15 protein-coding genes are annotated in these 24,006 nt (G+C 66.8%); 6 read left to right on the forward strand and 9 right to left on the reverse strand.

Annotation, left to right across the window (positions count from 1 at the left end; all coding sequences use genetic code 11):
- Nucleotide 1 precedes the first annotated feature (1 nt).
- Entirely contained in the window at nt 2-3,586 is a 3,585-nt protein-coding gene (locus POS15_RS12605; RefSeq protein ID WP_284128238.1) for a M1 family aminopeptidase, read from the forward strand.
- Nucleotides 3,587-3,595: 9 nt separating this feature from the next.
- On the opposite strand, the gene POS15_RS12610 is transcribed toward POS15_RS12605, so the two are convergent.
- The 5 genes from POS15_RS12610 to POS15_RS12630 all read right to left on the reverse strand — a co-directional run bounded on the left by POS15_RS12610 (nt 3,596) and on the right by POS15_RS12630 (nt 10,058).
- The gene (locus POS15_RS12610; RefSeq protein ID WP_284128239.1) at nt 3,596-3,991 is read right to left on the reverse strand and encodes an SseB family protein; all 396 of its coding nucleotides are present in this window, start codon (nt 3,989-3,991) and stop codon (nt 3,596-3,598) included.
- Between the two features lie 71 nt (nt 3,992-4,062).
- Nucleotides 4,063-4,560, reverse strand: coding sequence for a GNAT family N-acetyltransferase (locus tag POS15_RS12615; protein WP_284128240.1), 498 nt, complete (start codon nt 4,558-4,560; stop codon nt 4,063-4,065).
- Nucleotides 4,561-4,651: 91 nt separating this feature from the next.
- Nucleotides 4,652-6,373: an alpha-amylase family glycosyl hydrolase gene (locus POS15_RS12620; protein ID WP_284128241.1), complete on the reverse strand. Its 1,722-nt coding sequence runs from the start codon at nt 6,371-6,373 to the stop codon at nt 4,652-4,654.
- Entirely contained in the window at nt 6,373-7,860 is a 1,488-nt protein-coding gene (locus POS15_RS12625) for an MFS transporter (protein WP_284128242.1), read from the reverse strand. Before POS15_RS12625 ends, POS15_RS12620 begins: the two co-directional genes overlap by 1 nt.
- A complete protein-coding gene (locus POS15_RS12630) occupies nt 7,857-10,058 on the reverse strand; it encodes a Six-hairpin glycosidase-like protein (RefSeq protein WP_284128243.1) in 2,202 nt (733 codons plus the stop codon). The genes POS15_RS12625 and POS15_RS12630 overlap by 4 nt, the downstream gene beginning before the upstream one ends.
- A gap of 233 nt (nt 10,059-10,291) precedes the next feature.
- Here POS15_RS12630 and POS15_RS12635 point away from each other — a divergent pair, with 233 nt between their 5' ends.
- The 3 genes from POS15_RS12635 (at nt 10,292) to POS15_RS12645 (ending at nt 16,047) form a co-directional block, all read left to right on the forward strand.
- Entirely contained in the window at nt 10,292-12,358 is a 2,067-nt protein-coding gene (locus POS15_RS12635) for a glycoside hydrolase family 97 protein (RefSeq protein WP_284128244.1), read from the forward strand.
- A 331-nt stretch (nt 12,359-12,689) separates the two neighbouring features.
- Nucleotides 12,690-15,449, forward strand: coding sequence for a TonB-dependent receptor (locus POS15_RS12640; protein WP_284128245.1), 2,760 nt, complete (start codon nt 12,690-12,692; stop codon nt 15,447-15,449).
- Between the two features lie 388 nt (nt 15,450-15,837).
- On the forward strand, nt 15,838-16,047 hold the full coding sequence (locus POS15_RS12645; protein WP_157267238.1) for a hypothetical protein: 210 nt from the start codon (nt 15,838-15,840) through the stop codon (nt 16,045-16,047).
- Nucleotides 16,048-16,293: 246 nt separating this feature from the next.
- Here POS15_RS12645 and POS15_RS12650 read toward each other — a convergent pair whose 3' ends face one another.
- Nucleotides 16,294-17,907, reverse strand: coding sequence for an alpha-glucosidase family protein (locus POS15_RS12650; RefSeq protein ID WP_284128246.1), 1,614 nt, complete (start codon nt 17,905-17,907; stop codon nt 16,294-16,296).
- A gap of 315 nt (nt 17,908-18,222) precedes the next feature.
- Here POS15_RS12650 and POS15_RS12655 point away from each other — a divergent pair, with 315 nt between their 5' ends.
- Nucleotides 18,223-19,221, forward strand: coding sequence for a polyprenyl synthetase family protein (locus tag POS15_RS12655; RefSeq protein ID WP_019185686.1), 999 nt, complete (start codon nt 18,223-18,225; stop codon nt 19,219-19,221).
- A gap of 162 nt (nt 19,222-19,383) precedes the next feature.
- Here POS15_RS12655 and POS15_RS12660 read toward each other — a convergent pair whose 3' ends face one another.
- On the reverse strand, nt 19,384-20,184 hold the full coding sequence (locus POS15_RS12660) for a dienelactone hydrolase family protein (RefSeq protein WP_019185685.1): 801 nt from the start codon (nt 20,182-20,184) through the stop codon (nt 19,384-19,386).
- A 208-nt stretch (nt 20,185-20,392) separates the two neighbouring features.
- On the opposite strand from POS15_RS12660, the gene POS15_RS12665 reads away from it, so the two are divergent.
- On the forward strand, nt 20,393-20,989 hold the full coding sequence (locus POS15_RS12665; RefSeq protein WP_019185684.1) for an SMI1/KNR4 family protein: 597 nt from the start codon (nt 20,393-20,395) through the stop codon (nt 20,987-20,989).
- A 249-nt stretch (nt 20,990-21,238) separates the two neighbouring features.
- Here the strand turns inward: POS15_RS12665 and murD are convergent, their stop codons facing one another.
- Together murD and murL are read right to left on the reverse strand one after the other, a co-directional pair.
- On the reverse strand, nt 21,239-22,648 hold the full coding sequence (gene murD, locus POS15_RS12670) for a UDP-N-acetylmuramoyl-L-alanine--D-glutamate ligase (RefSeq protein ID WP_019185683.1): 1,410 nt from the start codon (nt 22,646-22,648) through the stop codon (nt 21,239-21,241).
- Complete coding sequence (gene murL, locus POS15_RS12675; RefSeq protein ID WP_284128247.1) at nt 22,629-23,981, reverse strand: UDP-N-acetyl-alpha-D-muramoyl-L-alanyl-L-glutamate epimerase; 1,353 nt, start codon at nt 23,979-23,981, stop codon at nt 22,629-22,631. Before murL ends, murD begins: the two co-directional genes overlap by 20 nt.
- Nucleotides 23,982-24,006: the final 25 nt, after the last annotated feature.

A 24,006-nucleotide genomic window follows, 5' to 3' on the forward strand; every position in this document is an offset into this window, starting at 1 on the left:
GATGATCGCTGCCTTCTTCCGCTTCGAGCTGCGCGAGCAGCTCCGTTCCCCGCCGCTGTGGCTGCTGGCGGGCCTGTTCGCGCTGATGGCCTTCGGTGCGGCCTCCTCCGACGCCGTACAGATCGGCGGCGGCGCCGGCAATGTGCACAGCAATGCGCCAACCGTGATCGCCTCGATGCTGGGCATCTTCACCCTGCTCGGCATGCTGGTGTCCACGCTGTTCGTCAGCAACGCGTTGCTGCGCGACTTCGATCTGGGCACCGCCGAGCTGATCTTCGCCAGCCCGATCAAACGCCGCGACTATCTGGCCGGGCGCATCGGTGCGGCCCTGGTCAGCGGGCTGTTGGTCTACATGATCATCGCCCTGGGCCTGGCGCTGGGGCCGTTCATGCCTTGGGTGGATCCGGCCCGCATGGGCCCGGTCTCGCTGTACAGCTACGTGTGGGCCTTCGGGGTGATCGTGATCCCGAACCTGGTCTTCACCACGGCGCTGCTGGCGTTGCTCGCGGCCACCACGCGCTCGATCCTGTGGGTCTACATCGGCGTGATCGGTTACTTCGTGCTGTACGGCGTCAGCGCCGCCCTGCTCAGCGACATCGACAACACCTGGGTGGCCGTGTTGAGCGAGCCGCTCGGCCTGCGCGCGCTGTCACGGACCATCCGCTACTGGTCGGTGGCCGAGCGCAACAGCGGCCTGCCCGCCGTGGCCGGTCAGCTGCTGGCCAACCGCGCGCTGTGGCTGGGCGTGGCGGCCGTACTGTACGCCGCCACGTTCGCCTTGTTCCGCACCGAACGCAGCGGCAGCGCTGGACGTCGCTGGGGACGCAGGACCGCCCTCGTGACGACCGCGCCCGCACAGCGGCCGAGCCAGGTCGTAGTGCCCCGCGTGGTGCCGGGCCACGGCGCCGGCACCGCCTGGAGGCAGTTCCTGCACCAGGTCCGCTTCGACACCAGCGGCGTGCTGCGCAGCGTGCCGTTCCTGGTGCTGCTGGTACTGGGGCTGTGCAACTTCCTGCCCGGCGCGCTGTTCCGCCAGACCCTGTACGGCACGCCGATCTGGCCGGTCACCTCGGAGATGCTGACCGCCCTGCAGGGCGCCTACAGCTGGCTGCTGATCATCATCGTGCTGTTCTTCGCCGGCGAGCTGGTCTGGAAAGAGCGCGCGGCCCGGATCAATGAAGTCACCGATGCGATGCCCGTCCCCAACTGGGTCCCGCTGCTGGCCAAGTTCGCCACGCTGGTGGCGGTGATCGCCTGCTTCCAGGCGATCGGTGCGCTGGCCGCGATCGCGGTGCAGCTGAGCAAGGGCTACACGCAGATCGAGCCACTGGTGTATCTCAAGACCCTGGCACTGGACTCGGTCGTCTACCTGTTGATGGGCGGCCTGGCGCTGGTGCTGCAGGTGCTGACCAACAACAAGTTCATCGGCTACGCGCTGCTGATCGTGGTGATGATCGGCCAGGCGGTGCTGGGCATGCTCGACTACACCCAGAACCTGTACAACTTCGGCAGCTGGCCGATCGCGCCGTACTCGGACATGAACGGCTACGGCCATTTCCTGCCGGGGCAACTGGCTTTCCAGGGCTACTGGGCGCTGTTCCTGCTGGCGCTGCTGTGTGTCGCCTCGGCGTTCTGGGTCCGTGGTGTCGGCACCAGCCTGCGCCAACGCCTGGTGCTGGCGGGCCGTCGCCTGCGCGGCCCGGCCGGGCTGGGCGGCGCCGTCGCAACGCTGGCCTTCATCGGGCTGGGCGGCTGGCTGTACTGGAGCACCAACATCCGCAACGAATTCCTCTCGCCGGACCAGCAGCTGGACCTGCAGGCCCGCTACGAGCGTGAACTGTCGCGCTACCGCGACCTGCCGCAGCCGCGCATCGTCGCGGTGGACAACCGGATCGACCTGCACCCGGAAACCCAGTCGGTGGTGATCGATGCGTACTGGACGGTGCGCAACACCCACACCACCCCCATCGCGCAGCTGCACGTGGCGATGAACGACGACAAGCAGCTGACCGCGGTCGACCTGGGCGGCCAGACGCTGGCGATGCATGACGCCGACCTGGGCTATCGCATCTACCAGCTGACCGCCCCGCTGCAGCCAGGGGAGGAACGCCGCATCCACTTCCGCGTCAACCAGCATCCGACCGGCATCACCTCCGATCAGGCGCCAACCGACCTGGTGGAGAATGGCAGTTTCTTCAACAGCCGGCTGCTGCCCTCGTTCGGGTACGACCAGGGCGTGCAGATCACCGACCGCAACGAACGCCGCAAGCGCGGCCTCGGCGAACCGAGCCGCATGCCCAAGCTGGAGGACCAGGCCGCCCGCGCGAACAATTACGTGACCGACGATGCCGACTGGCTGGCCTTCCGCAGCACGATCTGCACCGCGCCGGACCAGATCGCGCTGGCGCCGGGCTACCTGCAGCACGAAGCGACCATCAACGGGCGGCGCTGCTTCAGCTACGCCATGGACCGGCCGATGCTCAACTTCTATGCCTACCTCTCGGCGCGTTGGGAAGTGAAGCGCGCCGCATACAAGGGCATCCCGATCGAGGTGTACTACGATGCGCGCCACGGCTACAACGTGGACCGCATGATCGAGGCGGTACAGAAGTCGCTGGCGTATTACGAGGCCAACTTCACGCCGTACCAGCACCGGCAGGTGCGCATCATCGAGTTCCCGGGCTACGCACGTTTCGCCCAGTCGTTTGCCAACACCATCCCCTACTCCGAATCGATCGGCTTCATCGCCGATCTGCGCAACCGTGACAAGGTGGACTATGTGTTCTACGTGACCGCCCACGAGGTCGCGCACCAGTGGTGGGCGCACCAGGTGATCGGTGCCAACGTGCAGGGCGCGACGATGTTGTCTGAATCGCTGTCCCAGTACTCGGCGCTGATGGTGATGGAGAAGGAGTACGGCCGGCAGCAGATGCGCCAGTTCCTGAAGACGGAACTGGATGGCTACCTGTCCGGGCGTGGCAGCGAGGGTATCGAGGAGCTGCCGTTGGCGCGGGTGGAGAACCAGCAGTACATCCACTACGAAAAGGGCTCACTGGCGTTCTACCGCCTGCGCGAAGAGATCGGCGAGGCCGCACTCAACCGTGCGCTCAAGCGTTTCCTGCAGGACAAGGGCTTCCAGCAACCGCCCTACACCACCTCGACCGAACTCCTGGGCTACATCCGGGCGGAGACGCCGGCCGACCGCCAGCAACTGGTGACCGATCTGTTCGAGAAGATCAGCTTCTACGACAACCGCGTGCTGGCCGCGACCGCGCGCAAGCGGGCGGACGGCAAGTACGACGTCACCCTGAAGCTGCATGCCGAAAAGCGCTATGCCGACGGTGACGGCAAGGAGACCGCTGGCGCCATGGACGACTGGATCGAGCTCGGCGTGTTTGCCAACGCTCCCTCGGGCAAGGAGCGCGACCAGAAGGTGCTGTACCTGCAGCGCCACCACGTCACCGAGGCCAACCCGTCGATCACCGTGACGGTGGACGGCAAGCCGGATGAAGCGGGCTTCGATCCCTACAACAAACTGATCGATCGGGTCTCCTCGGACAACCGGCGCAAGGTGACGCTGCAGTAGAACGCAGCGTCAGCGCGGGCTGTCGGCGAAGTCCTTCAGGATTTCGCCGACGCCCGATGGCGCGATCTCAAACCCCAGCGGCGTGCCGGGGTTGATCACCACGCCGTAGCCGCCGGGAACGCGCTTGAGCACGTCCAGCATCAGCATGCGGATGGTGTGCGGGGCCTGCTGGCTGTGGAAACCGACCCGGCTCATATCGGTGAACACCGACACGTGCAGCACGCCCTGCTTGTCGAACAGCAGCGGATCGAAACCGCTGCCGTCCGGTGTCACCAGGCTGCCGGTGAGCAGCACCACCTCGGACGCCACGAAGGCCTTCATGAACAGGCCGATCGGCAGCTGGCCGTCCATTGCCGTCTTGAGCAGCGTTTCGATCGGGGTCTGGGGGGCAGCAGCGTCGGTCATGGAATGCAGGGGTATGGGTGGGGTTCGCTAGTGTACCGCCGGGGGTGCCAGGAGCCGGCCAGCGGCCGGCACTACGGGCTGGCCGGATCGCCGACGAGGTAGAGGTGGAACGTCGGGTCCTCCTCGGTCAGCGCGACATGCAGGAGACCGAGCCGCGGCAGGGTCCGCAGCCAGTAGGCATGCGCCGCCAGATCGCCGCGGAACACCGCGAGCAGCCATTGCCCCTCGCCGGGGCGCAGCAGTGTGCTGACCACATAAGCGGCCAGGCCTTGCCGCCGGTACTTGGGGAGCACGAAGAGGTCGGCCAGTTCGGGATAGTGGTGGCCGTCCCGTTCCACCCGGTCCACCAGCACGAAGCCGGCGAGTGCTTCGTCGACGAACAGCAGCCGTGCCCACTGCGGGTCATCGCGCAGCGAGGCCTCGACGTCGCGCCGGTCACAGTCGAACAGGCCGTCGGGACGTACCTCTTCCCCGCTCCAGGCCGAGGCCTCGAAGTAGTAGAACTGCATCAGATGGAGCAGGCGCTCGGCGTCGCCGGGCGTTGCGTGGCGCAGGGACAGGCGTGACATGGACAGCTTACTCGGAAGGACCGCACTGCGCGGTCGCGAGCCCGATTGTAAGGCCCGGCCCACCGCGAACGGCGGACCGGGCGTCATCCGGCTACTTCGCCAGGCGCTTCGTGCGCGCACGCTGGTCGTCGACCGCTGCCTTCAACTGCTGCTGCAGCGCCGTCTGGTCGACCGGTGCATCCAGCACGAACACGCGCACGCCGTGTGCGGGTACCTCGGCAGTCAGTGATCCCTTCACCGTGTGGCTGGCACCGCCCAGCGCTTCGCGCCAGGTCCCGGCCTGCAGGTAGCGGCTGACCTCGAAGGTGCGCGCCGCGTCACCCTTGTTGAGCAGCACCAGTGCGGTCTGCGCGGTATCGCCCTGCTGCAGCACACGGAAGAACACCGCTTCATCGCCGTGCAGGCGCTCGTTGACCTGCAGGCCGCGCTGCAGGGCGGGGGTGGCCTCGCGCAGCTTGGCGATGCGCTGCAACGGCGCAAAGATCGGGCTCTTCGGCGCCTCATCGACGCGCTTCTGGCCGAAGTAGGCACGGTTGCCGGCATGCTCGGCGCGGCTGCGCATGAAGCCGGTTTCCGACCCGTAGTAGATCACCGGGATGCCTCGCGCGGTGAACAGCCAGTTGTGGGCGTCGATGAACCCGGCATCGCTGGCATCCAGCCGCGCCATGTCGTGATTGTCGTAGAAACTCATCAGCTCGTACGGATTGGCATACGGCCCATCCAGCAGGTGCAGCGGCTCGGCCAGGGCCTCAAAGCCTTTCTGCTCCCTGCCAAAGACCGACGACAAGGCGCCGCGCAGCGGGAAATCGAGCACGGAAACGTTCGCATTGGCCGGCCAGGTGTGCTCGGCAATCTTGCGGGCGTCGTAGTCGAACGCTTCGCCGAACATGAACATGCCCGGATGCTCCGCGCGGATGCGGTTGACGAAGGCATGCCACCACGGGTGTGGCAGCCAGCCGATGGTATCGATGCGCAACGCATCCACGCCCTGCGCGGTCCACTGCAGGTACGCGCCGACCAGGTAGTCCATCACCGCCGGATTGTGCTCGTTGAAATCGGAGAGTTCGGCCAGGTTGCCATCGAAGATCGAGCCGCTCTTCCCGTCCACCGGGCCGATGTTGTTGTAGAACGCGTGCAACGGGTTGTGGACCGGGTCCAGCTGCTGCGGCGGGAGGTTCTGATGGTCGGCGATCAGCCGGCCGCCCTTGTCGAAGATCTGCCCGAACTGCGGCTGCGCCACCGGCATCGTCCACGCGGGCGAGCCATGGTTGCCCACGATATCCAGCACCACCTTCAGATCGGCCGCGTGCAGGCCACGGGTGAAATCGCCGAAGTCCAGGTCCTTGCTCGGCAGATGTTCGTCGAGCGTGTAGAAGTTGACGCCCCAGTAGCCGTGGTAACCGGTCTTGCCGCGGTCGGTCAGCGTGCTGGTGCAGCTGATCGGCTTGCTGCCGGTGAAGGCCTGGTCCGGGTTGTCGATGATCGGGGTGATCCACACCGCGCCGAAGCCCAGATTGCGGATGTACGCGGCGTTGTCGAGCACACCCTTGAAGTCACCGCCGAGATAGCCGATGTTGCCGTCCACCTTGTCCGGGCACGGCACCGGGATGTCGAAGGTGGGGTGTGCACCGCCCTGGTCGCGGTGATCGTTGGACGGGTCGCCATTGACGAAGCGGTCGGTGACCACGAAGTAGACCGCTTGGCTGGCGAACGGCTCACGCGTGCCGACATAGTCCGGGCGCTCGACGGCCAGGGCGGGACTGGCGGACAGTACGAATGACAGGGCCAGCGACAACGACGAATACCGGGACATCAGACAACCTCCTGTTGGGATGGCACATACAGCACGCACAGGCCGGCCAGCAGCAGGCTGCCGCCCCCAAGTGCGAGCACGTGCATCGGGTCACCGCCCAGCCACGTGCGCAGCAGGAAGCCGAGCGCACTGGCCGCGACCAGCTGCGGGATCACGATGAAGAAATTGAACAGGCCCATGTAGATCCCCATCTTGGCCGCCGGCACGCTGTCGGACAGCAGCGCATACGGCAGCGACAGGATCGAGGCCCAGGCGAAGCCGACGCCGACCATCGACAGCAGCAGCCAGTGCGGGTCGCCGATGAACAGCATCGAGATCAGCCCCAGCCCGCCCAGCCACAGGTTGACCAGGTGACTCCAGCGCAGGCCGAGTGCACGCACCATCAACGGGATCAGCAAGGCCGCCAGTGCGGCGAAGCCGTTGTAGGCACCGAACAGCACACCGACCCAATTGGCGCCGTCGTTGTAGGCGGCCGAGGCGGTATCGGTCGAGCCAAAGTGCTTACCGGCGACGGCGGCGGTGGTGTAGATCCACATCGCGAACAGCGCGAACCATGAGAAGAACTGCACCCACGCCAGGCGACGCATGGTGCGCGGCATCGCACGCAGGTCGTCGACGATGGTGGCCAGCATGTTCGCGCCGGGCACGCAGCGCGCCACACCGAGCAGCACGCCGTAGGCGACGCACAGGCCGGCGAGCACATACAGCATGCGGTCACCCTGCTGCGACGCGATGGCGGCGGCAAGCACGAGACCGGCCGCCACCCAGCCACCGATCTGCGCCCAGGGGGGCGGTCCGGCCACGCGCGCACTGTGGTGCACGGCGGCCGGCTCGGCATCGTCGAAGCGGGCCAGTTCGGCAGGCGAGTACTCCCGGGTGCTGACCACCGTCCAGGTGATCGCCGCCAGCAACACCGCCGCGCCGAAGTAGAACGCGTAGCGCACGGTATCGGGCACCTGCCCCGCTGCGGCCGTATTGGCCACGCCGAAGTGGGCCAGGATGAAAGGCAGGAAGCTGGCGACGATGGCGCCGATGCCGATGAAGAAGCTCTGCATCGCAAAGCCGGTCGGCCGCTGCCGCGGGGCCAGCTGATCGCCGACGAACGCGCGGAACGGCTCCATCGATACGTTGATCGAAGCATCCAGTACCCAGAGCGTGCCGGCCGCGATCCACAGCGCCGGCGAATTCGGCATCACCAGCAGGGCCAGCGTGGTCAGTACCGCACCGATCATGAAGAACGGGCGGCGGCGACCCCAGCGCGTCCAGGTGCGGTCGGACAGGTAGCCGATCACCGGCTGCACCAGCAGGCCGGTCAGTGGCGCGGCGATCCACAGCCCGGGCACCGCATCCATCGGGGCGCCGAGCGTCTCGAAGATGCGGCTGGCATTCGCGTTCTGCAGCGCGAAGCCGAACTGGATGCCGAGGAAGCCGAAGCACATGTTCCAGATCTGCCAGAACGACAGCGTCGGCTTGGGCGAACGGCTCATCGGCGCGGCTCCGTCGAGGCTGCCACCGGCATCAGGGTCAGTGCGGATACGCGCGCCTGGTTGAGCACGCCCGCGCTGCCGCCCTTGCCGCCGTTGTACTGCGCGAAGTGGGTCAGCGCGCTCATGTTGAAGCCCTCCTCCAGCGAGATGCGGCAGGCCCGTGCCGTCGTCTCGAACTCTACGGCTGTTGAATCCTGTTCGCCCACGCTGTGCGGCATCACGATGGGGCGGCGCTGCTCGGGCTGGCTCGCACACTGCAGCACCAGCGTCTTCACCGCTGCGGTCACGCCGGTGTTGATCGGGCCGTTGGGGTTGTTGTAACGCAGCCGTGCACGCCAGCGGCCGGCGGTCGGTGCGGTCCACTGCCACTGCGTGTCGCCGGCCAGCACCTGCTGCGGGCCGATGCAGGTCATCGGGCTGTGCAGCGATTCCAGCGCGCCTGCACGGCGGGTCAGGCTCAAGCAGTGGCTGGCACCGTCCTTGACCAGCGTGGCGACACCCTGCACGGTCACTACTTGCTGGCCGTCGCGCCACAGCACGTGCCCGGCAGGCACCGTGATCTGCCAGCCTGCCGTCGTTTCACGCGGCACCGGGGCGGCGGGGGTGGCCGGGGCGAACACCGCCGAGGGACGCAGGATGGCCGGTGATGGCGTCGCGCCCGTGGCATGCAACGGCACCAGCTGCACCGTGGTGGTCGTGCCGTCGCGCTGGATATCACCCGCCACCAACAGCTCGCCGGCAAGGTGCTTCGGTCGCACCAGCACGTAACGCTGTTCGCCATCGTCCAGGCGGATGCGGTCATGCTCACCGAACAGCGTCGGCACCAGCGATGTCGGCAGCTTCGGCGCGATACGACCGTCGTCCTCCACGCCGAACACACCTTCCAGCACCATCGAGAGATAGCCGGCCACCGACCACAGCTGGCGTGGCGAATTCACCACCGGGCCGCTGAGGGCACCTTCATCGACATGCACCGCCAGCGTGCGCATCTCGTAGTTCTCCATGTTGGAACCGGCCAGCGCGGTGCCGCGCATCAGCGACTCGATCTCCATGGCGATGCGCGGGGCATCGTCCAGCCGGCGCGCCGCGCGCAGCGAGTACGCGCTGACGAAGGGCCAGATGCCGCGGTTGTGGTAAATCGGCTGCTGGGCTTCCTGCGGCCAGACGACCGGACTGCCACCGGCCACGGCCGGGTAGTTCGACAGGGCACGCCGCGCGCGATCGGCCGGAAACACATCGGCCAGCACGCCCAGCGAGAGCGCGAGCAGGTCGTACTTGGCATACGGCACCGGGTGCGCGGCTTCACCGATGTAGCTCATGTACTGCCCGGCATCCTCGCGCCAGAAGCGCGTGTCGATCTGGCGGGCCAGCGCGTCGGCCCATTGACCATACGTGGCAGCCCGCGCATCGCCGTGCTGGCGTGCCAGCTGCTCGGCCAGCCGCAGGGCCTGATAGTGGAGCACGTTGGTGGACAGCGCGAAGGACTCGCCGATGAAGCGCACGTCCTCGCGGGTCCAGTCCGGGTAGGTCTGCTCGCGCCAATCCAGGAACGAGGTCTCGCCGCGATACAGGCCGATCCGTGCCTCGAACACCGCCTCGCGATCCTGTGCCAGGGTGGCCTGCAGTGCCTGCCAGACCTGGTCGGCAAAGGCCGCGTCATCCAGCAGCCCGCGTGCGGCCAGGAACCACACCACGCGGTCGCTGCTGATCGGCCAACTGCCACCGGAGCCGGTGTCCTGCGCCACGAACAGGCCCGGCGTATGCCCATCGCGCGCGGTGGACAGCTTGAACTGCAGCGACTGGCGCGTGCGTACCGGATCCAGACGCGACAGTGCCAGATCCGCGGCGAAGCTCACATCGCGAGTCCACACATAGGGCCAGCGCTCGCCGGTCTGGAAGCACTCGCAGTCCACGGGCTTACCGTGATTGAAGGCCGGGTCGCGGATCGCATCCACGCGGTCGGCATCCATCTCCTGCTGGGCCAGCCCGAACAGCGCATCGAACAGCACACTGCCGGTTTCGCTGCGCATCGGCTGCGCGTTGACGCGCACCTCGCCCTGCGGTGCGTGCAGAAGGTAGCCACCTTCAGCGGCGGTCTCGGCACGCGCATGGCGGCCATCGAAGTCCAGGTCGGCCGCACGTGCGGTGGACCCCATCGCTGCCCCGAGGGCAACGGTCAGGCAGATCATCTTCAGCATCGAAGTGGCGAACCGGCTCGCGCCAGTTGCCTCCCTCCCCTTTGCTCGCGTTGTAGGTCCGCACCGCCTCGCGGCAATGCGCTCGCGGCCCCCTCCCAGGGTGCCTTGGGCCCATGGTAGACGGCACGCCGCAGCCTGCATCGAGCTGCATACGTATTCATGGCCAGGGCGGTCGGCAATCGTGACCGCGTCGCTATAGTCCGGGGGTGTTTTCGGCCGCCTTGGGAGGGGAAATGCCGTCACTGTCGCATCCAACAAACGGGCATTTCGCACGTCGTCGCCTGCCCCTGCTGGGCTGGATCCTCTGCGCATTCAGCGCCACCGTCTTGGCGGAACCGGTCACTGTCGCCAGTGTCGAGTCGCCCGGCAAGGTACTGCGCGTGTCGCTGCAACTGGATGGTGGCAACCCCAGCTACCGGGTGGACCGTTTCGGCGAAACGGTGGTGGACAACTCCAAGCTTGGCTTCCAACTGCGCGATGGCCGCCTGGACCGCGACCTTGCCGTGGTCGGCCAGCAGTCGCGCAGCGTCGATGAGACCTGGGAGCAGCCCTGGGGCGAGCGCCGGCTGACCCGCAACCACTTCAACGAAGTGGTGGTGCAGCTGGTCGAGCGCAGCGGCACCAAGCGGCGCATCGATGTGGTGTTCCGGGTCTACGACGACGGCCTGGGCTTTCGCTATCGCTTCCCGCAGCAGCCGGGGATGCGCGAGGCGATCATCGATGATGAGCTGACCGAGTTCGCGATCGCACCGACCGCCACCGCCTGGTGGATTCCGGCCGGCGAGCCGATCCACTACGAATATCTTTACCAGCGTACGCCGCTGGACCAGGTGCCACTTGCGCATACGCCGATGACGCTGCGCAGCCGCGATGGACTGCATGTCTCCATCCATGAGGCGGCCCTGGTGGACTACGCCGGCATGTGGCTGCGCCGCACCGAAGGCCAGCGCCTGCGGGCGCAGCTGTCACCCTCTGCCGAGGGCTGGAAAGTGCGGCGCAGCCTGCCCTTCGATACGCCGTGGCGCACGCTGCAGATCAGCGACACCGCCGGCGGGCTGGTCGAATCCAGCCTGATCCTCAACCTCAACGAACCCAATGTGCTGGGCGACGTGAGCTGGGTGAAGCCCTCCAAGTACCTGGGTGTGTGGTGGTCGATGCATCTGGACGAGGAAAGCTGGGCCACCGGCCCGCGACATGCTGCCACCACGGCCAAGACCCAACGCGTGATCGACTTCGCTGCCCGGCATGGCTTCCGCGGCGTGCTGGTGGAAGGCTGGAACCCCGGCTGGAACGGCGACTGGGTCGGCAACGGCTACGCGTTCGATTTCACCCGGCCCACTGCGGACTTCGACATCGAGGCGCTGTCGGCCTACGGCGCGACGAAGGGCGTACACCTGATCGGCCACCATGAAACCGGCTGCGCCATCGAACACTACGAGGATCAGCTCGGCGCGGCGCTGGATCTCTACGCGCGGCTGGGCGTGGACTCGTTCAAGAGCGGCTATGTGTGCGATGACGGCCAGGTGGATCGGCGGAACCCGGCGGGTGGGCCACTGTGGCGCGAGTGGCACGATGGCCAGTTCATGGCCCGCCATCACCTCAAGGTGGTGCAGGAGGCGGCCAGACGGCATATCGCGGTGAACCCGCACGAGCCGATCAAGGACACCGGCCTGCGCCGCACCTACCCGAACTGGATCACCCGCGAAGGTGCACGTGGGATGGAGTACAACGCCTGGGGACAGCCGCCGAATCCGCCTGAGCACGAGGTCAACCTGGTGTTCACCCGGATGCTGTCCGGGCCGATGGATTACACCCCCGGCATCCTCAGCCTGAAGGGCCGTGGCGGCCAGGCGATCCCCAGCACGCTGGCGCGCCAGCTCGCCCTCTACGTGGCGATCTACAGCCCGATCCAGATGGCCGCCGACCTGCCCGAGCACTATGAGCAGCACCGTGAGGCCTTCCGCTTCATCGAAGATGTGGCGGTGGACTGGGAGGACACCCGCGTGCTCAACGGCGAGGTGGGCGACTTCGTGACCATCGTGCGCAGGGACCGCCACAGCCGCGACTGGTTCCTTGGCAGCATCACCGACGAACATGGCCGCGTGCTGCCCATCCCGCTGGGCTTCCTGGAGCCGGGCGTACGTTACCGGGCGGAAATCTATCGCGATGGGGACGGCGCCGATTTCCGCAGCAACCCCTTCGCCTTCGTGCGCGAGACCCGCGAGGTCACCAGCGCCGACGCGCTGACGCTCGTGCTTGCGCCGGGCGGCGGCCAGGCGATCCGCTTTACCCCGTTGTAGATCTGATCAGAGGTCTCGACGCAGGCCCATGACGGGTAGTGCCGGCCGCTGGCCGGCTCCTCCATCTGCCTGGCATCCCGAGGAGCCGGCCAGCGGCCGGCACTACCCGTCGACGTTTGCATGGCAAACCGTGGCGCGGTGGCGCGCATGCGCCAACGCAGCTGTAATCGCTTCCAACACGGCAAACGTCATTGAATACGTATGCAGGGTGATTCCCGCGGCAGGCGCGCTGCCTACCATAGCCACGCAGTCAACGGCCACCGCGCCATGACGCTCCCGGGTCCTCCGGGCAACCACAAAATCGATTGGCAACATTGCCTGGGAGGGGAAAATGTTGAACCGCAAGCGCAGCGCGCTGAGTCTCGCGCTGGCCGTCGCCCTGACGCCGTTGATGGCGTCGGCGCAGACCGCCGAATCCAGTACCACCACCCCACCGACCGGAAATACGGCAACCAACCTGGACACCGTCCAGGTCACCGGCATCCGCCGTGGCATCGAAAACGCGATCGCGATCAAGCAGGACGCCACCTCGGTGGTCGAAGCGATCTCGGCCGAGGACATCGGCAAACTGCCTGACGTGAGCATCGCCGAATCGCTGGGCCGCCTGCCCGACCTGGCCGCACAGCGCGTGGCCGGCCGCGCCCAGGTCATCAGCGTGCGCGGCCTGTCGCCGGATTTCGCCACCACCCTGCTCAACGGCCGCGAAGTGGTCAGCACCGGTGACAACCGCAGCGTCGAGTTCGACCAGTACCCCTCGGAACTGGTCAACGGCGTGACCGTCTACAAGACCCCGGACGCCGCCCTGGTCGGCCAGGGCCTGTCGGGCACCATCGACATGCAGACCGTGCGTCCGTTGAGCTTCGCCGAGCGCGTGATCGCGATCAGCGGCCGCTACCAGAAGAGCTCGCTGGGCAAGGCCGCCAACGTCGACCCGTACGGCAACCGTTTCAGCGCCAGCTACATCGACCAGTTCCTGGACAACACCCTGGGCATCTCGATCGGCTATGCGCACAGCGACATGCCCATCCAGGAAAACCAGGTCGGCCTGTACGAGCCGTGGACCACCGAGCAGACCGACCAGGGCAACCGCCCCGGCCTGGCTCCGGGCACCGTGTTTTCCGATGGCATCAAGGCCCTGCGCCGCACCGGCAACAACGAGCGCGACGGCGTGATGGCCACCGTGCAGTTCCGTCCGTCGAACGTGTGGACCAGCACGCTGGATGCCTTCCACACCGAAGCCGAGCAGATCGACACTGCCAACCAGTTCGAGGTCAACCTCAGCAACTACAACGGCGGCTATACCCCGGGCCTGCTGATCACCAACCCGCAGATCAACGCCGACGGCACCTTCGCCGGCGGCGTGGCGACCGGCGTGTATCCGCTGGTGCGCGGCATGTACAACAAGCGCAAGGACAAGATCGACGCGTTCGGCTGGAACAACGAGTTCAACTTCGAACGGGTCAAGGTCGTCGCCGACGTGAACTACTCCAAGGCCACGCGCAACGAACTGAATCTGGAGAACAACCTGCAGCTCACGCCGATGCCGCAGCTGGATTCGGTCGGCGTGGTGGTCAAACCGGATGGTTTCTCACAGATCAGCCCGGGCCTGGACTATTCCAATCCGGACGCGCTGTTCCTGACCAACACCATCTACGGCTCCGGCTACGGCAAGGTGCCGATGGTCGAAGACCGCCTGAAGGGCGCCCGCCTGCAGGCCACCTTTGCGATGCCCGATTCGCTGCCGTGGTTCTCCGATGTGGACGTGGGCGTGAACTACGCCGACCGCCGCAAGGACAAGACCCAGGCCGAGGGCAACATCCTGCTGGGCGACCAGGGCGATGCCAACATCGCCAGTGACCTGCAGTACGCGCCGGTCAACCTGGGCTTCGCCGGTATCGGCTACATCCCCGCCTGGAACGTCCCGGCCGCGGTGGACCGCTACATGGTGTTCAACCCGGTCACCAACCTGGACTATCTGATTCCCAAGGCCTGGACGGTGCAGGAAAAGACCAGCACCGCCTGGATCCGCGCCAACATCAACACCGACCTGGGCGAGGTGGGCCTGCGCGGCAACATCGGCGTACAGATGGTGCGTACCGACCAGAGCTCGCAGTCCAACTACTTCGACCGCTCACGTCCGGACGGCCAGAACATCCTGCCGATCGATGACGGCAAGACCTATACCGATTGGCTGCCCAGCTTGAACCTGGCCTTCATGTTCCCGCACCAGCAGACGCTGCGCTTCGCCGTGGCCAAGCAGGTGGCACGCCCGCGTGTGGACCAGATGCGTGCCGGCCTGGAGTTCGGCGTGGACACCGCCACCGGCAAGCCCGGCGGCAGCGGCGGCAACCCGCTGCTGGATCCATGGCGCGCCAACGCCATCGACCTCTCGTACGAAAAGTACTTCGGCGAGAAGGCCTACGTGGCCGCCGCGGTGTTCTTCAAGGACCTGAAGTCCTACGTCTACACGCAGTCGCGCGATGACTACGACTTCAGCGACCTGCTGGCCAGCTACGTACCGCCGCCGGGCATGATCGTGCCGGTGCTGCCGACCGGCACCTTCTCGGCCCCGCAGAACGGCCAGGGTGGCAAGCTGAAGGGCCTGGAGCTGACCGCCTCCTTCCCGCTGGAGATGCTGACCGAGAGCCTGCGCGGCTTCGGCGTGCAGGCCAGTGCGACGTTCAACGACAGCGACATCAAGATCCTGGATCCGGAAAGCGCCTCCAGCGTGGGAAGCGATCCGATCAGCCTGCCGGGCCTGTCCGAGCGCGTGTACAACTTCACCGCGTACTACGAGCGCAGTGGGTTCGAGGCACGCGTGAGCCAGCGCCGTCGCTCGGACTTCATCGGCGAGATCGGCAATTTCAACGGCAACCGCACCCTGCGTTACGTGGTCGGCGAGAACGTGACGGATGCGCAGGTCAGCTACACCTTCGCCGACAGCAGCAGCCTGCATGGGCTGACGCTGCTGCTGCAGGGAAGCAACCTGACCAACGAGCCGTATCGGACCTATGCCGGCACCAAGGATCGCCCGCTGGAGTACGTGGAGTGGGGCCGCACCTACATGCTGGGCGTGAACTACAAGTTCTGATTGAGCTTGCTTCAGCGACGTAATGGCAACATCGAAGAACCCGCTGCTTGTGCAGCGGGTTTTTTGTTGGATTTTCTTTGCCCTCTCAAAAGCGTCAGTGCCGACTGTCCGTGGCCTGGTCGGGGGTGTGTGGGTTCGCGGGACGCGCCGTAAACCCATCCATGGGGGCTCGTGAGCCGCATCCATGCGGCACACGAGCCCCCGCCAACCCACACACCCCCGCCCTTCGACAGTTGGTTGGTCGCCATGGGAGTGCAGTGCACTGCAACGCAAACCAGAGCAGGGTAAAGGAAGATCGAACGAGGTATCTGCGGTTAGGGCCAGCTCGAGCAGTTCGGCCGCCTCGACACTTTTGACCGTGCCGACTACTTCGAAAGCCCCGATTGCCGTGACCGCCTGGACCGTTCCGATCACACCGATCATCTCGACCGCACTGGCCGATACGACCGTTGCGAATGCTTCAACTGTTTCAACTGCTTCAACGCCTGAGACCAGCGCGTCAGCTCAAGCCTTTCGAATTCCGGTCAACATCAGCCTCGCCGGTGCGATGTCGTGCCTGCCCGGCATCGCCTTTCCCTTGCACACCGACACACTGTGAAAGGGTGGGCAGGGGTGGGTTGGCGGGACCGTATGCCGCCATGGATGGCGGCATACGAGCTTACATGGACGTACTTGCAGCGGGTCCCGCTGACCCACCCCTGCCCGCCCAAACCAGCACGACCGCAGCCCTGAGCGCTGTGGCTGTGGCTGTGGCTGTGGCTGTGGCTGTACCCAACGCCCGAACGCAAGACAAAAAAAGGGCGAGGCACCTGGCCCCGCCCTCTCAATACCACCGGAAAACCGATCAGCCGCGTCGCGCGCAATACATCGACTGCGCCGGCAACACCAGCTCACTCCCAACAACCTCGCCCGCGTCCGGACCAGGCACCTGCACCACCTGCCAGTCCCCCACCGGCAGCGACACCCGCACCGGATCCGCCGACAGATTGAACGCCAACAGCAGCGTCTCCTCCCCGTGCACCCGCTCGAACATCAACACCGGCTCGGCGCACGCAAGGAAACGGATATCGCCCACCAACAACGTCGGCATCGTCCGCCGCCACGCCAGGAACTGACGGAACGCGTTCAACACCGACTGCGGATCATGTTCCTGCGTCGCCACCGAGGCGGCCTGATGCTCCGCCGGAATCGGCAACCACGGCTCACCGGTCGTGAACCCCGCCTTCGGCGCATCGAGCCACGGCATCGGCGTGCGGCAGCCATCGCGGCCCTTGAAGTTCGGCCAGAAGGTGATGCCATACGGATCCTGCAGCGCCTCGAACGGCACATCCGCTTCGCCCAGCCCTAGCTCCTCGCCTTGGTACAGGCAGATCGAACCCCGCAGCGAACACAGCATCGCTACCAGCATCCGCGCCAACCGCGGTTGGGCCGGATGGCCGCCCCAGCGCGTCACTGCGCGCTCCACGTCGTGGTTGGAAATCGCCCAGCACGGCCAGCCTTCGGTCATCGTCGCTTCCAGCCGCGACACCGTATCGCGGATGTAACCGGCGCTGAAATCCTTCACCAGCAGCTCGAAGCTGTAGCCCATGTGCAGCCGGCCCGGCGCGGTGTACTCGGCCGTGGTGGCCAGCGAATCTTCCGCGGAGATCTCGCCCAGGCTGACCGAGCCGGGGTACTCGTCCAGCAGCACGCGCAGCCGCTCGATGAACCCGATGTTCTCCGGCTGGGTGTTGTTGTAATAGTGGTACTGGTAGGCGTACGGGTTGTCCGCGCTGAAGCCACGGCCCAAGCGCTTCTCCAGCGGCTTGGCCGGGTTGTCGCGCAGCTGTGCATCGTGGAAGCAGAAGTTGATCGAATCCAGGCGGAAGCCGTCCACGCCGCGATCCAGCCAGAACCGCACGTAATCCAGCGTGGCCTGCTGCACCGCCGGGTTGTGGAAGTTCAGGTCGGGCTGGTCGGCCAGGAAGTTGTGCAGGAAGTACTGCTCGCGGCGCGGCTCCCACTGCCAGGCCACGCCGCCGAAGATCGACATCCAGTTGTTGGGCGGGGTGCCGTCCTCGCGCGGGTCGGCCCATACGTACCAGTCCGCCTTGGGATTGGTACGGTCCTGGCGGCTCTCCTGGAACCAGGCATGCTCGATCGAGGTATGGCTGAACACCTGGTCGATCATCACCTTCAGGCCCCGCGCATGCGCCTTGGCCAGCAGCTGGTCGAAGTCGGCCAGCGTGCCGAACATCGGATCGACATCGCGGTGGTCGGCGATGTCATAGCCGAAGTCGGCCATCGGCGATTTGAAGAACGGCGAGACCCAGATCGCGTCGACGCCCAGCGCGGCCACGTAGTCCAGGCGTTCGATGATGCCGGGCAGGTCGCCCACGCCATCGCCATTGGCATCCAGGAAACTGCGCGGGTAGATCTGATAGATGACGGCACCGCGCCACCATGGAGACTGCGACATTGAGGCCCCCCTTCGGGCTTCCACGGCACCCCAGAGGGGGCCAGAAACGAACCCGACAAGCTTAGCTGCGCGCCTCCAGTGGTGGGGTTGCTTGCATACGTATTCACGCCAGATGCCGGCGCGGGGCGCATTCCCAGCGCCCGGCCGGGCGGCAGCCAACCGGGCACGGCGCATCGGTGGCGGCGCCCAGGATCGGCAGGGTCCGGCCCCCGCCCCGCGTCTGCCGCGCACCTTGGCCGGGCCACAGGCGCGTCTTCGCAGGCGGAATACGACGGCACCGCCTATAATTCCGGCCAAGCCTGAAAGTCAGACCGCATGACCATCACCGAAGACACCCGCCCCGCGCTGGGCCTGCCCCAGATCCAGTCGCTCGCTGCGCCCGACATGGACGCCGTCGATGCGCTGATTCGTCGCCGACTGTCCTCGGATGTCGTGCTGATCAACCAGATCGCCGACCACATCATCTCGGCCGGCGGCAAGCGCCTGCGCCCGATGCTGGTGATGCTGGCTGGCCGCGCGGTCGGCCAGGCCGGTGCGGAACACCACCAGCTGGCCGCGATCATCGAGTTCATCCATACCTCGACCCTGCTGCACGACGACGTGGTGGACGAATCCAGCCTGCGGCGTGGCCGCAGCACCGCCAATGCGCTGTGGGGCAACGCCCCGAGCGTGCTGGTCGGCGATTTCCTCTACTCGCGCAGCTTCCAGCTGATGGTCGAACTGGACCGCATGCCGGTCATGCGGATCCTGGCCGACACCACCAACCGCATCGCCGAGGGGGAGGTGCTGCAGCTGCTGCACGTGCATAACCCGGATACCGACGAGGCCGCCTACCTGCGTGTGATCGAGCGCAAGACCGCGGTGCTGTTCGCCGCCGGCACCCGTCTGGGCGCGCTGGCCAGTGGTGTCGATGAGGCCACCCAGCAGGCGCTGTACGATTACGGCATGCACCTGGGCTACGCCTTCCAGATTGCCGACGATGTGCTGGACTACTCGGCCAACGCCGATGAGCTGGGCAAGAACCTGGGCGACGACCTCGCCGAGGGCAAGGCCACCCTGCCGTTGATCCACGCGATGGCGCATTCGGATGCGACCACCCGCGAGCGCCTGCGCGAGATCGTGCAGAACGGTGACGCCGAGGCGATGCCGGAAGTGCTGGCGGCCATCCACGCCACCGGCGGGCTGGACTACAGCCGCGCGCGCGCCGAGGAGTATGCCGACGCCGCCGAGCGTGCGCTCGACGGCCTGGCCGACAACGATGCCGTGGCCGCCCTGCGCGGGCTCGCCCGTTACGCGGTGCAGCGTTCGCATTGACGGAGGGCGTTCCGCCCGACGGTCGTATCCCTCAGAGGTAGAGCCGACCGTTGGTCGGCTGCGCTTCGCCCCCGCACCACGATCACCGATAGATGTACCACGCCATGCGCGGTGCAGCCGACCAACGGTCGGCTCTACCGGGGGGTGGTCTCGAACCGCTCCTCACCGGGCTCTGGTCTCGAACCGCTCCTCGAAGAATTCATCCAGTGCCTTCCAGGCACGCTTGGCCGCCCGTTCGTTGTACAGGCAGCCTGGCGGGCTGTTGGCATCGGATTCGGCGAAGCAGTGCACCGCGCCACTGTAGTTGGTGAACTCCCAGTCGACCTTGGCCGCGTTCATTTCCTGCTCGAAGCTGGCGATGTCCGCTTTGCTTACGCCCTTGTCGTCGGCGCCATTGAGCACCAGCACGGAGGGATGCGTCCCGCCGGCCTTGGCCGGCAGCGGTGAGCCCAGGCCACCGTGCAGGCTGACCACGCCAGCCAGCGGTGCGCCGGCGCGCGCCATCTCCAGCACCGTGGTGCCGCCGAAGCAGAACCCGACCGCGCCGATCCGGCTGGCATCCAGCGGCGCCTTGCCGGCCTGGGCCTTGAGCACCTCGATCGCCTTGAGCGCACGGGCGCGCAGCACGGGGCGGTCGTTGCGCAGCTTGGTCGCCACCGGACCGGCCTCGGCGTCGGTCTTCGGTCGCACGCCCTTGCCGTACACATCGGCGACCAGCACCACGTAGTCATCGCCGGCCAGCTGCTTGGCCTTGGCGATGGCCGAGTCGTTCACGCCCTTCCAGTTCGGCACCATCACCAGGCCGGGGCGCTTGTCATTGTCACTGTCGTCGTAGACCAGCACCCCACTGAACGTGGTGGCGTCCTGGGTCCACTCCACCGGCTTGGCCTGCATTGCCGCCAGCGCGGGCAACGCCGTCATTCCCAACAGCACCGCCGCACCCCACCGCCATTGCCTGTTCATGCGTCTGCTCCCGACAGAAAGAGCCCCGAGTGTATGACGGCCGGTTGACGGCACCGTGTAGAAGCGCCGGGTCGACGGCCCCCCCGGTGATCCGGCAGGCCGGCCACGCCCGACCTCATCTGGATTGACCACCGCCGTCCCTGTTATTGAATTAACTACCTCCGTCCCTGTTATGGCAGGCTGGCCGGCCCCGTGTACGGAATACCCCATGAGCCTTGTCGACCGTTTCCTGTCCGGCCTGGTGCCGCGCCTGCCCGAAGATGATGCGCGGATGTGGGCCTGGGTCGAGGGCGCTAGTGCAGCCGATCTGCAGCGCCTGCGCGAGCGCTGGCCGCAGGCGCCCGAGAGCCTGCTTGCACTGCTGGCGCGGGTCGACGGCACGCATTTCCGCGCCTACCCGGGCGGCGAGGTGGTGGTGCTGATGCTGGGCTCGGACGTCGAAGAGGGGCATTACCCCTACTACCTGCGTTCGGTGGACCAGGTCTTCGAGGACAGCGCGCAGTGGGATGACAGCATCCGCTCGATCTACGAGGAATGGCTGGAGGAAGACCCGGAGATTCTCGGCGACGGCATCGATGCCGACCTGCCGATGGGCAAGCGCCTGTGCTTCTCGCACTGCATGAACAACGGCGGCAGCTCGATGCTGTACCTGGATTTCGATCCCGCGCCCGGTGGCACGGTCGGCCAGGTGGTGCGCTACCTGCACGACCCGGACAGCTACCGGGTGATCGCGCCGAGCTTCGATGCATACCTGCAGCAGCTCATCGAAAACGACTACGCCTTCATCGATGAGGAAGAGGTCTGACGCGTAGATCACCGACGTGCCCCGCGCGGATGAACGATGCCGCACATCCAAGGGGCAGAGCCACGCCATGCGTGGCTGCGCCATCCACACCACGGTAGAGCCACGCCATGCGTGGCTGCGCCATCCACACCACGGTAGAGCCACGCCATGCGTGGCTGCGCCATCCACACCACGGTAGAGCCACGCCATGCGTGGCTGCGCGATCCACACCAACGGCAGCCACGCATGGCGTGGCTCTACAGCGACCTATCAGGCGATCCCGATCCCCGGGATCGCCGTGATCTGGTCCGGATCGAAGCCGGCCAGTTCGGCGAAGTGGCGGCCACGGGCGACGTAGTCGCGGTACACGCCATAGCTGGGCGCACCCGGCGACAACAGCACCACCCCGCCCTGCCCGCCGAGCGCGGCCTGCGCCAGCTGCATGGCCTCGGGCAGATCGGTGGCCGCATGCAGACCGAAACGGCCGGCATCGGCCAGCGGCTGCAGCAGTGCGTGGATGCGCGGGCCGTTGGCGCCCATCGTGACGATCTCCACCGGCGGTACGTCGTGCGCCATGTGCGCAACGAAGTCGTGCCAGTCCAGTCCACGATCATGCCCGCCCACCAGCAGCGCGATGCGGTGCCCGGCGAAACATTCCAGCGCCGCCAGGCTCGCATGCGGCGTGGTGCTGATCGAATCGTTGATGTAGGTGATCCCCTCGCGCGTCCCGATGGTCTGCAGGCGGTTGGGCAGCGGGCGGAAGTCCTGCACCCTCGGCGCGAGCGCCACAGCGTCCGGGCCCAGCGCTTCGATCGCCGCCAGCACCGCGCACAGGTTGCCGCGGTTGTGCCGACCGGGCAGCGGAGTATGCGAGGTATCGAACACCGGCTGCTCGCCGCGATGCACGACATCGCCGCGCATGTGCCAACCCAGCGGCTGGTTGAACCAGATGATCTCGCTGCGGGGCAGCGACAGCCCGGCCAGGTGTGGATCGGCTGCGTTGAGCACCGCGATCCGCGGCGCGGCCCCGGTGACCAGCTGCAGCTTGTCTTCGATGTAGCGCGCTTCGCTGCCGTGCCAGTCCAGGTGTTCGGGGAACAGGTTGAGCACGATGGCGACCTGTGGGTGCGCGCCACTGCGCGCGACCTCGCCGGTCTGGTAGCTGGAGAGTTCCACCGCCCAGTACTGCGGCGCGGGCTGCGGCGCCAGCACTTCCAGCAGCGGCAGGCCGATGTTGCCGATCAGCCCGGTGCGCGCGCCCGAGGCGCGCAGCAGGTGCGCCAGCAGCGCGGTCGTGGTGCTCTTGCCCTTGGTGCCGGTCACGCACACGGTGTCGTGCACGATGCCGTCGGCGGCGGCCTGCTCGGCGAACCACAGCGAGGTACCGCCGATGAACTGCGTGCCCTGCGCGCCGGCGTGCAGGGCCGCCTCGCCATACGGGCTGATGCCCGGTGATTTGATCACCACGTCGAACGCGGCGAGCGCCTCGCCGGTGACCTCCGATCGCACCGTCAGCGCAGCGCCGGTTTCCTCGCGCGCCGCGGCGGCCTCGGCTTCCGGGCAGAACAGGGTCAGCGGCAGCGATGGCAGTCGCTGCTGCAGGACGCCGAACGCAGCGCGCCCCTCGCGTCCCCATCCCCATAGGGCAACGCGCTTTCCCTCAAGCTGCGAAATTCGCACGCAGGCGCTCCCAGATCGCCGGCGGAATGCGGTGTTCGCCTTCCAGTACCAGCAGCGGTTCGATCTGCAGTTCGGTGGCCTCCAGCCGCGGGCGGATCTCGTGGACGAAACGCTTCACCAGCGCGTCCTCGTTCCACTCCGGGCGCGCGGCCAAGGTCGCCATCGCCGCTCGCGATTCGCGGCCTTCGCCGACGCACTCGAACGGTTTGTGGTCCTGGAATTCCAGCAGCGCATCGAAGCCCGGGGCCTGCTCGATATCGTCGAGGAGGTTGCGGCCGAAGATGCCGACCAGGCGCATCTTGGGCATGAACGGAGCCAGCGCCAGGAACACGAAGTGACACTTCGGGCAGACGCCGCACCAGCGGTTCACCGGGCGCTCGCCCAGGATGTGGAAGTTGCGGTTGCAGCTGGAGAAATGCGCGTCGTAGAAATCGCTCTTGGCGAACTGACGCGCGACCGCCAGCTCCGAAAGCGGGCGCAGCAGCGAGTAATAGTGCAGGTCCGCCGCAACGTGCTGCTCCAGGTGCTCGCCGAAGGCCTGCTCGAACGCCCAGCCCTTCGACCACTGGTGGTTGACCTCGCCGGTGCCGGGAATCTGGCTGCCATAGCTGGCCGAGCGTTCGTTGGAGAACACCACCTGGTCCACGCCCTGCAGCAGCGCGGCCAGCACCATGATCGCCGAGTTCACCGCGGTGACCGGGATATGCCCGTTCCAGGCGCCCTGGCGATTGAGCTCGAACAGCTCCGGGGCCAGCGTGCGGCCGATGTTGAGGATCGGCAGGCCGGTGCGCTCGGCGCAGGCGCGGATCAGCTGCGAGCCACCGATCCAGGTGACGGTCTCGGCGATGCCCAGGTGGCGCAGCGCTTCGATGCTGACCAGCGAATCCTTGCCGCCGCCGATGGCGACCAGCGCGTGTTCGCGCAGGCCCAGTGCCGGCGCGGCGAAGGCCTCGCCCTCCACCGGCAGGCGGAACCGGCCACGCAGGTTCAGCCCATTGCGGTAGGCGAACTCGCCCAGGCCGTTGAGGTAGACCGTCTCCACCAGCGCGGCGGTGGCCGCATCGATGGTGTAACTGTCGATGCGCACCTGCTCGGGAACGCCCGCCTTGTAATAGCTCACACCGGCGATCAGGTGCAGCAGGCGCAGGGCGCGCTGCACCGCCTCGGCGCGGTCGCCCTCGAGCACGAACGGCGCACCGGGGATGGTGACCGTCTCGATCAGTTCCGGGCCGTCATCGAAGGCGTAGACCAGCTGCGCCACGCCGGTGTCCGCGGCGAACGCGCAGCGGACGAAGCGGAAAACGGCAACCTGGTGTTTATCAAAAGCAGTCATGGTGTATCCGGTTTGAAAGGCGGCA

The organism is Stenotrophomonas sp. BIO128-Bstrain (assembly GCF_030128875.1).
Lineage (GTDB): Bacteria > Pseudomonadota > Gammaproteobacteria > Xanthomonadales > Xanthomonadaceae > Stenotrophomonas > Stenotrophomonas bentonitica_A.

Bases quoted from the DNA above. Each gene is read 5' to 3' on its own strand.
- POS15_RS12615 (WP_284128240.1), bottom strand. From the start codon at position 4,560: ATGTCACGCCTGTCCCTGCGCCACGCAACGCCCGGCGACGCCGAGCGC.
- POS15_RS12625 (WP_284128242.1), bottom strand. From the start codon at position 7,860: ATGAGCCGTTCGCCCAAGCCGACGCTGTCGTTCTGGCAGATCTGGAAC.
- POS15_RS12650 (WP_284128246.1), bottom strand. From the start codon at position 17,907: ATGTCGCAGTCTCCATGGTGGCGCGGTGCCGTCATCTATCAGATCTAC.
- POS15_RS12665 (WP_019185684.1), top strand. From the start codon at position 20,393: ATGAGCCTTGTCGACCGTTTCCTGTCCGGCCTGGTGCCGCGCCTGCCC.
- POS15_RS12660 (WP_019185685.1), bottom strand. From the start codon at position 20,184: ATGAACAGGCAATGGCGGTGGGGTGCGGCGGTGCTGTTGGGAATGACG.
- POS15_RS12640 (WP_284128245.1), top strand. From the start codon at position 12,690: ATGTTGAACCGCAAGCGCAGCGCGCTGAGTCTCGCGCTGGCCGTCGCC.
- POS15_RS12605 (WP_284128238.1), top strand. From the start codon at position 2: ATGATCGCTGCCTTCTTCCGCTTCGAGCTGCGCGAGCAGCTCCGTTCC.
- murL (WP_284128247.1), bottom strand. From the start codon at position 23,981: ATGACTGCTTTTGATAAACACCAGGTTGCCGTTTTCCGCTTCGTCCGC.
- POS15_RS12610 (WP_284128239.1), bottom strand. From the start codon at position 3,991: ATGACCGACGCTGCTGCCCCCCAGACCCCGATCGAAACGCTGCTCAAG.
- POS15_RS12655 (WP_019185686.1), top strand. From the start codon at position 18,223: ATGACCATCACCGAAGACACCCGCCCCGCGCTGGGCCTGCCCCAGATC.
- POS15_RS12630 (WP_284128243.1), bottom strand. From the start codon at position 10,058: ATGCTGAAGATGATCTGCCTGACCGTTGCCCTCGGGGCAGCGATGGGG.
- POS15_RS12635 (WP_284128244.1), top strand. From the start codon at position 10,292: ATGCCGTCACTGTCGCATCCAACAAACGGGCATTTCGCACGTCGTCGC.
- POS15_RS12620 (WP_284128241.1), bottom strand. From the start codon at position 6,373: ATGTCCCGGTATTCGTCGTTGTCGCTGGCCCTGTCATTCGTACTGTCC.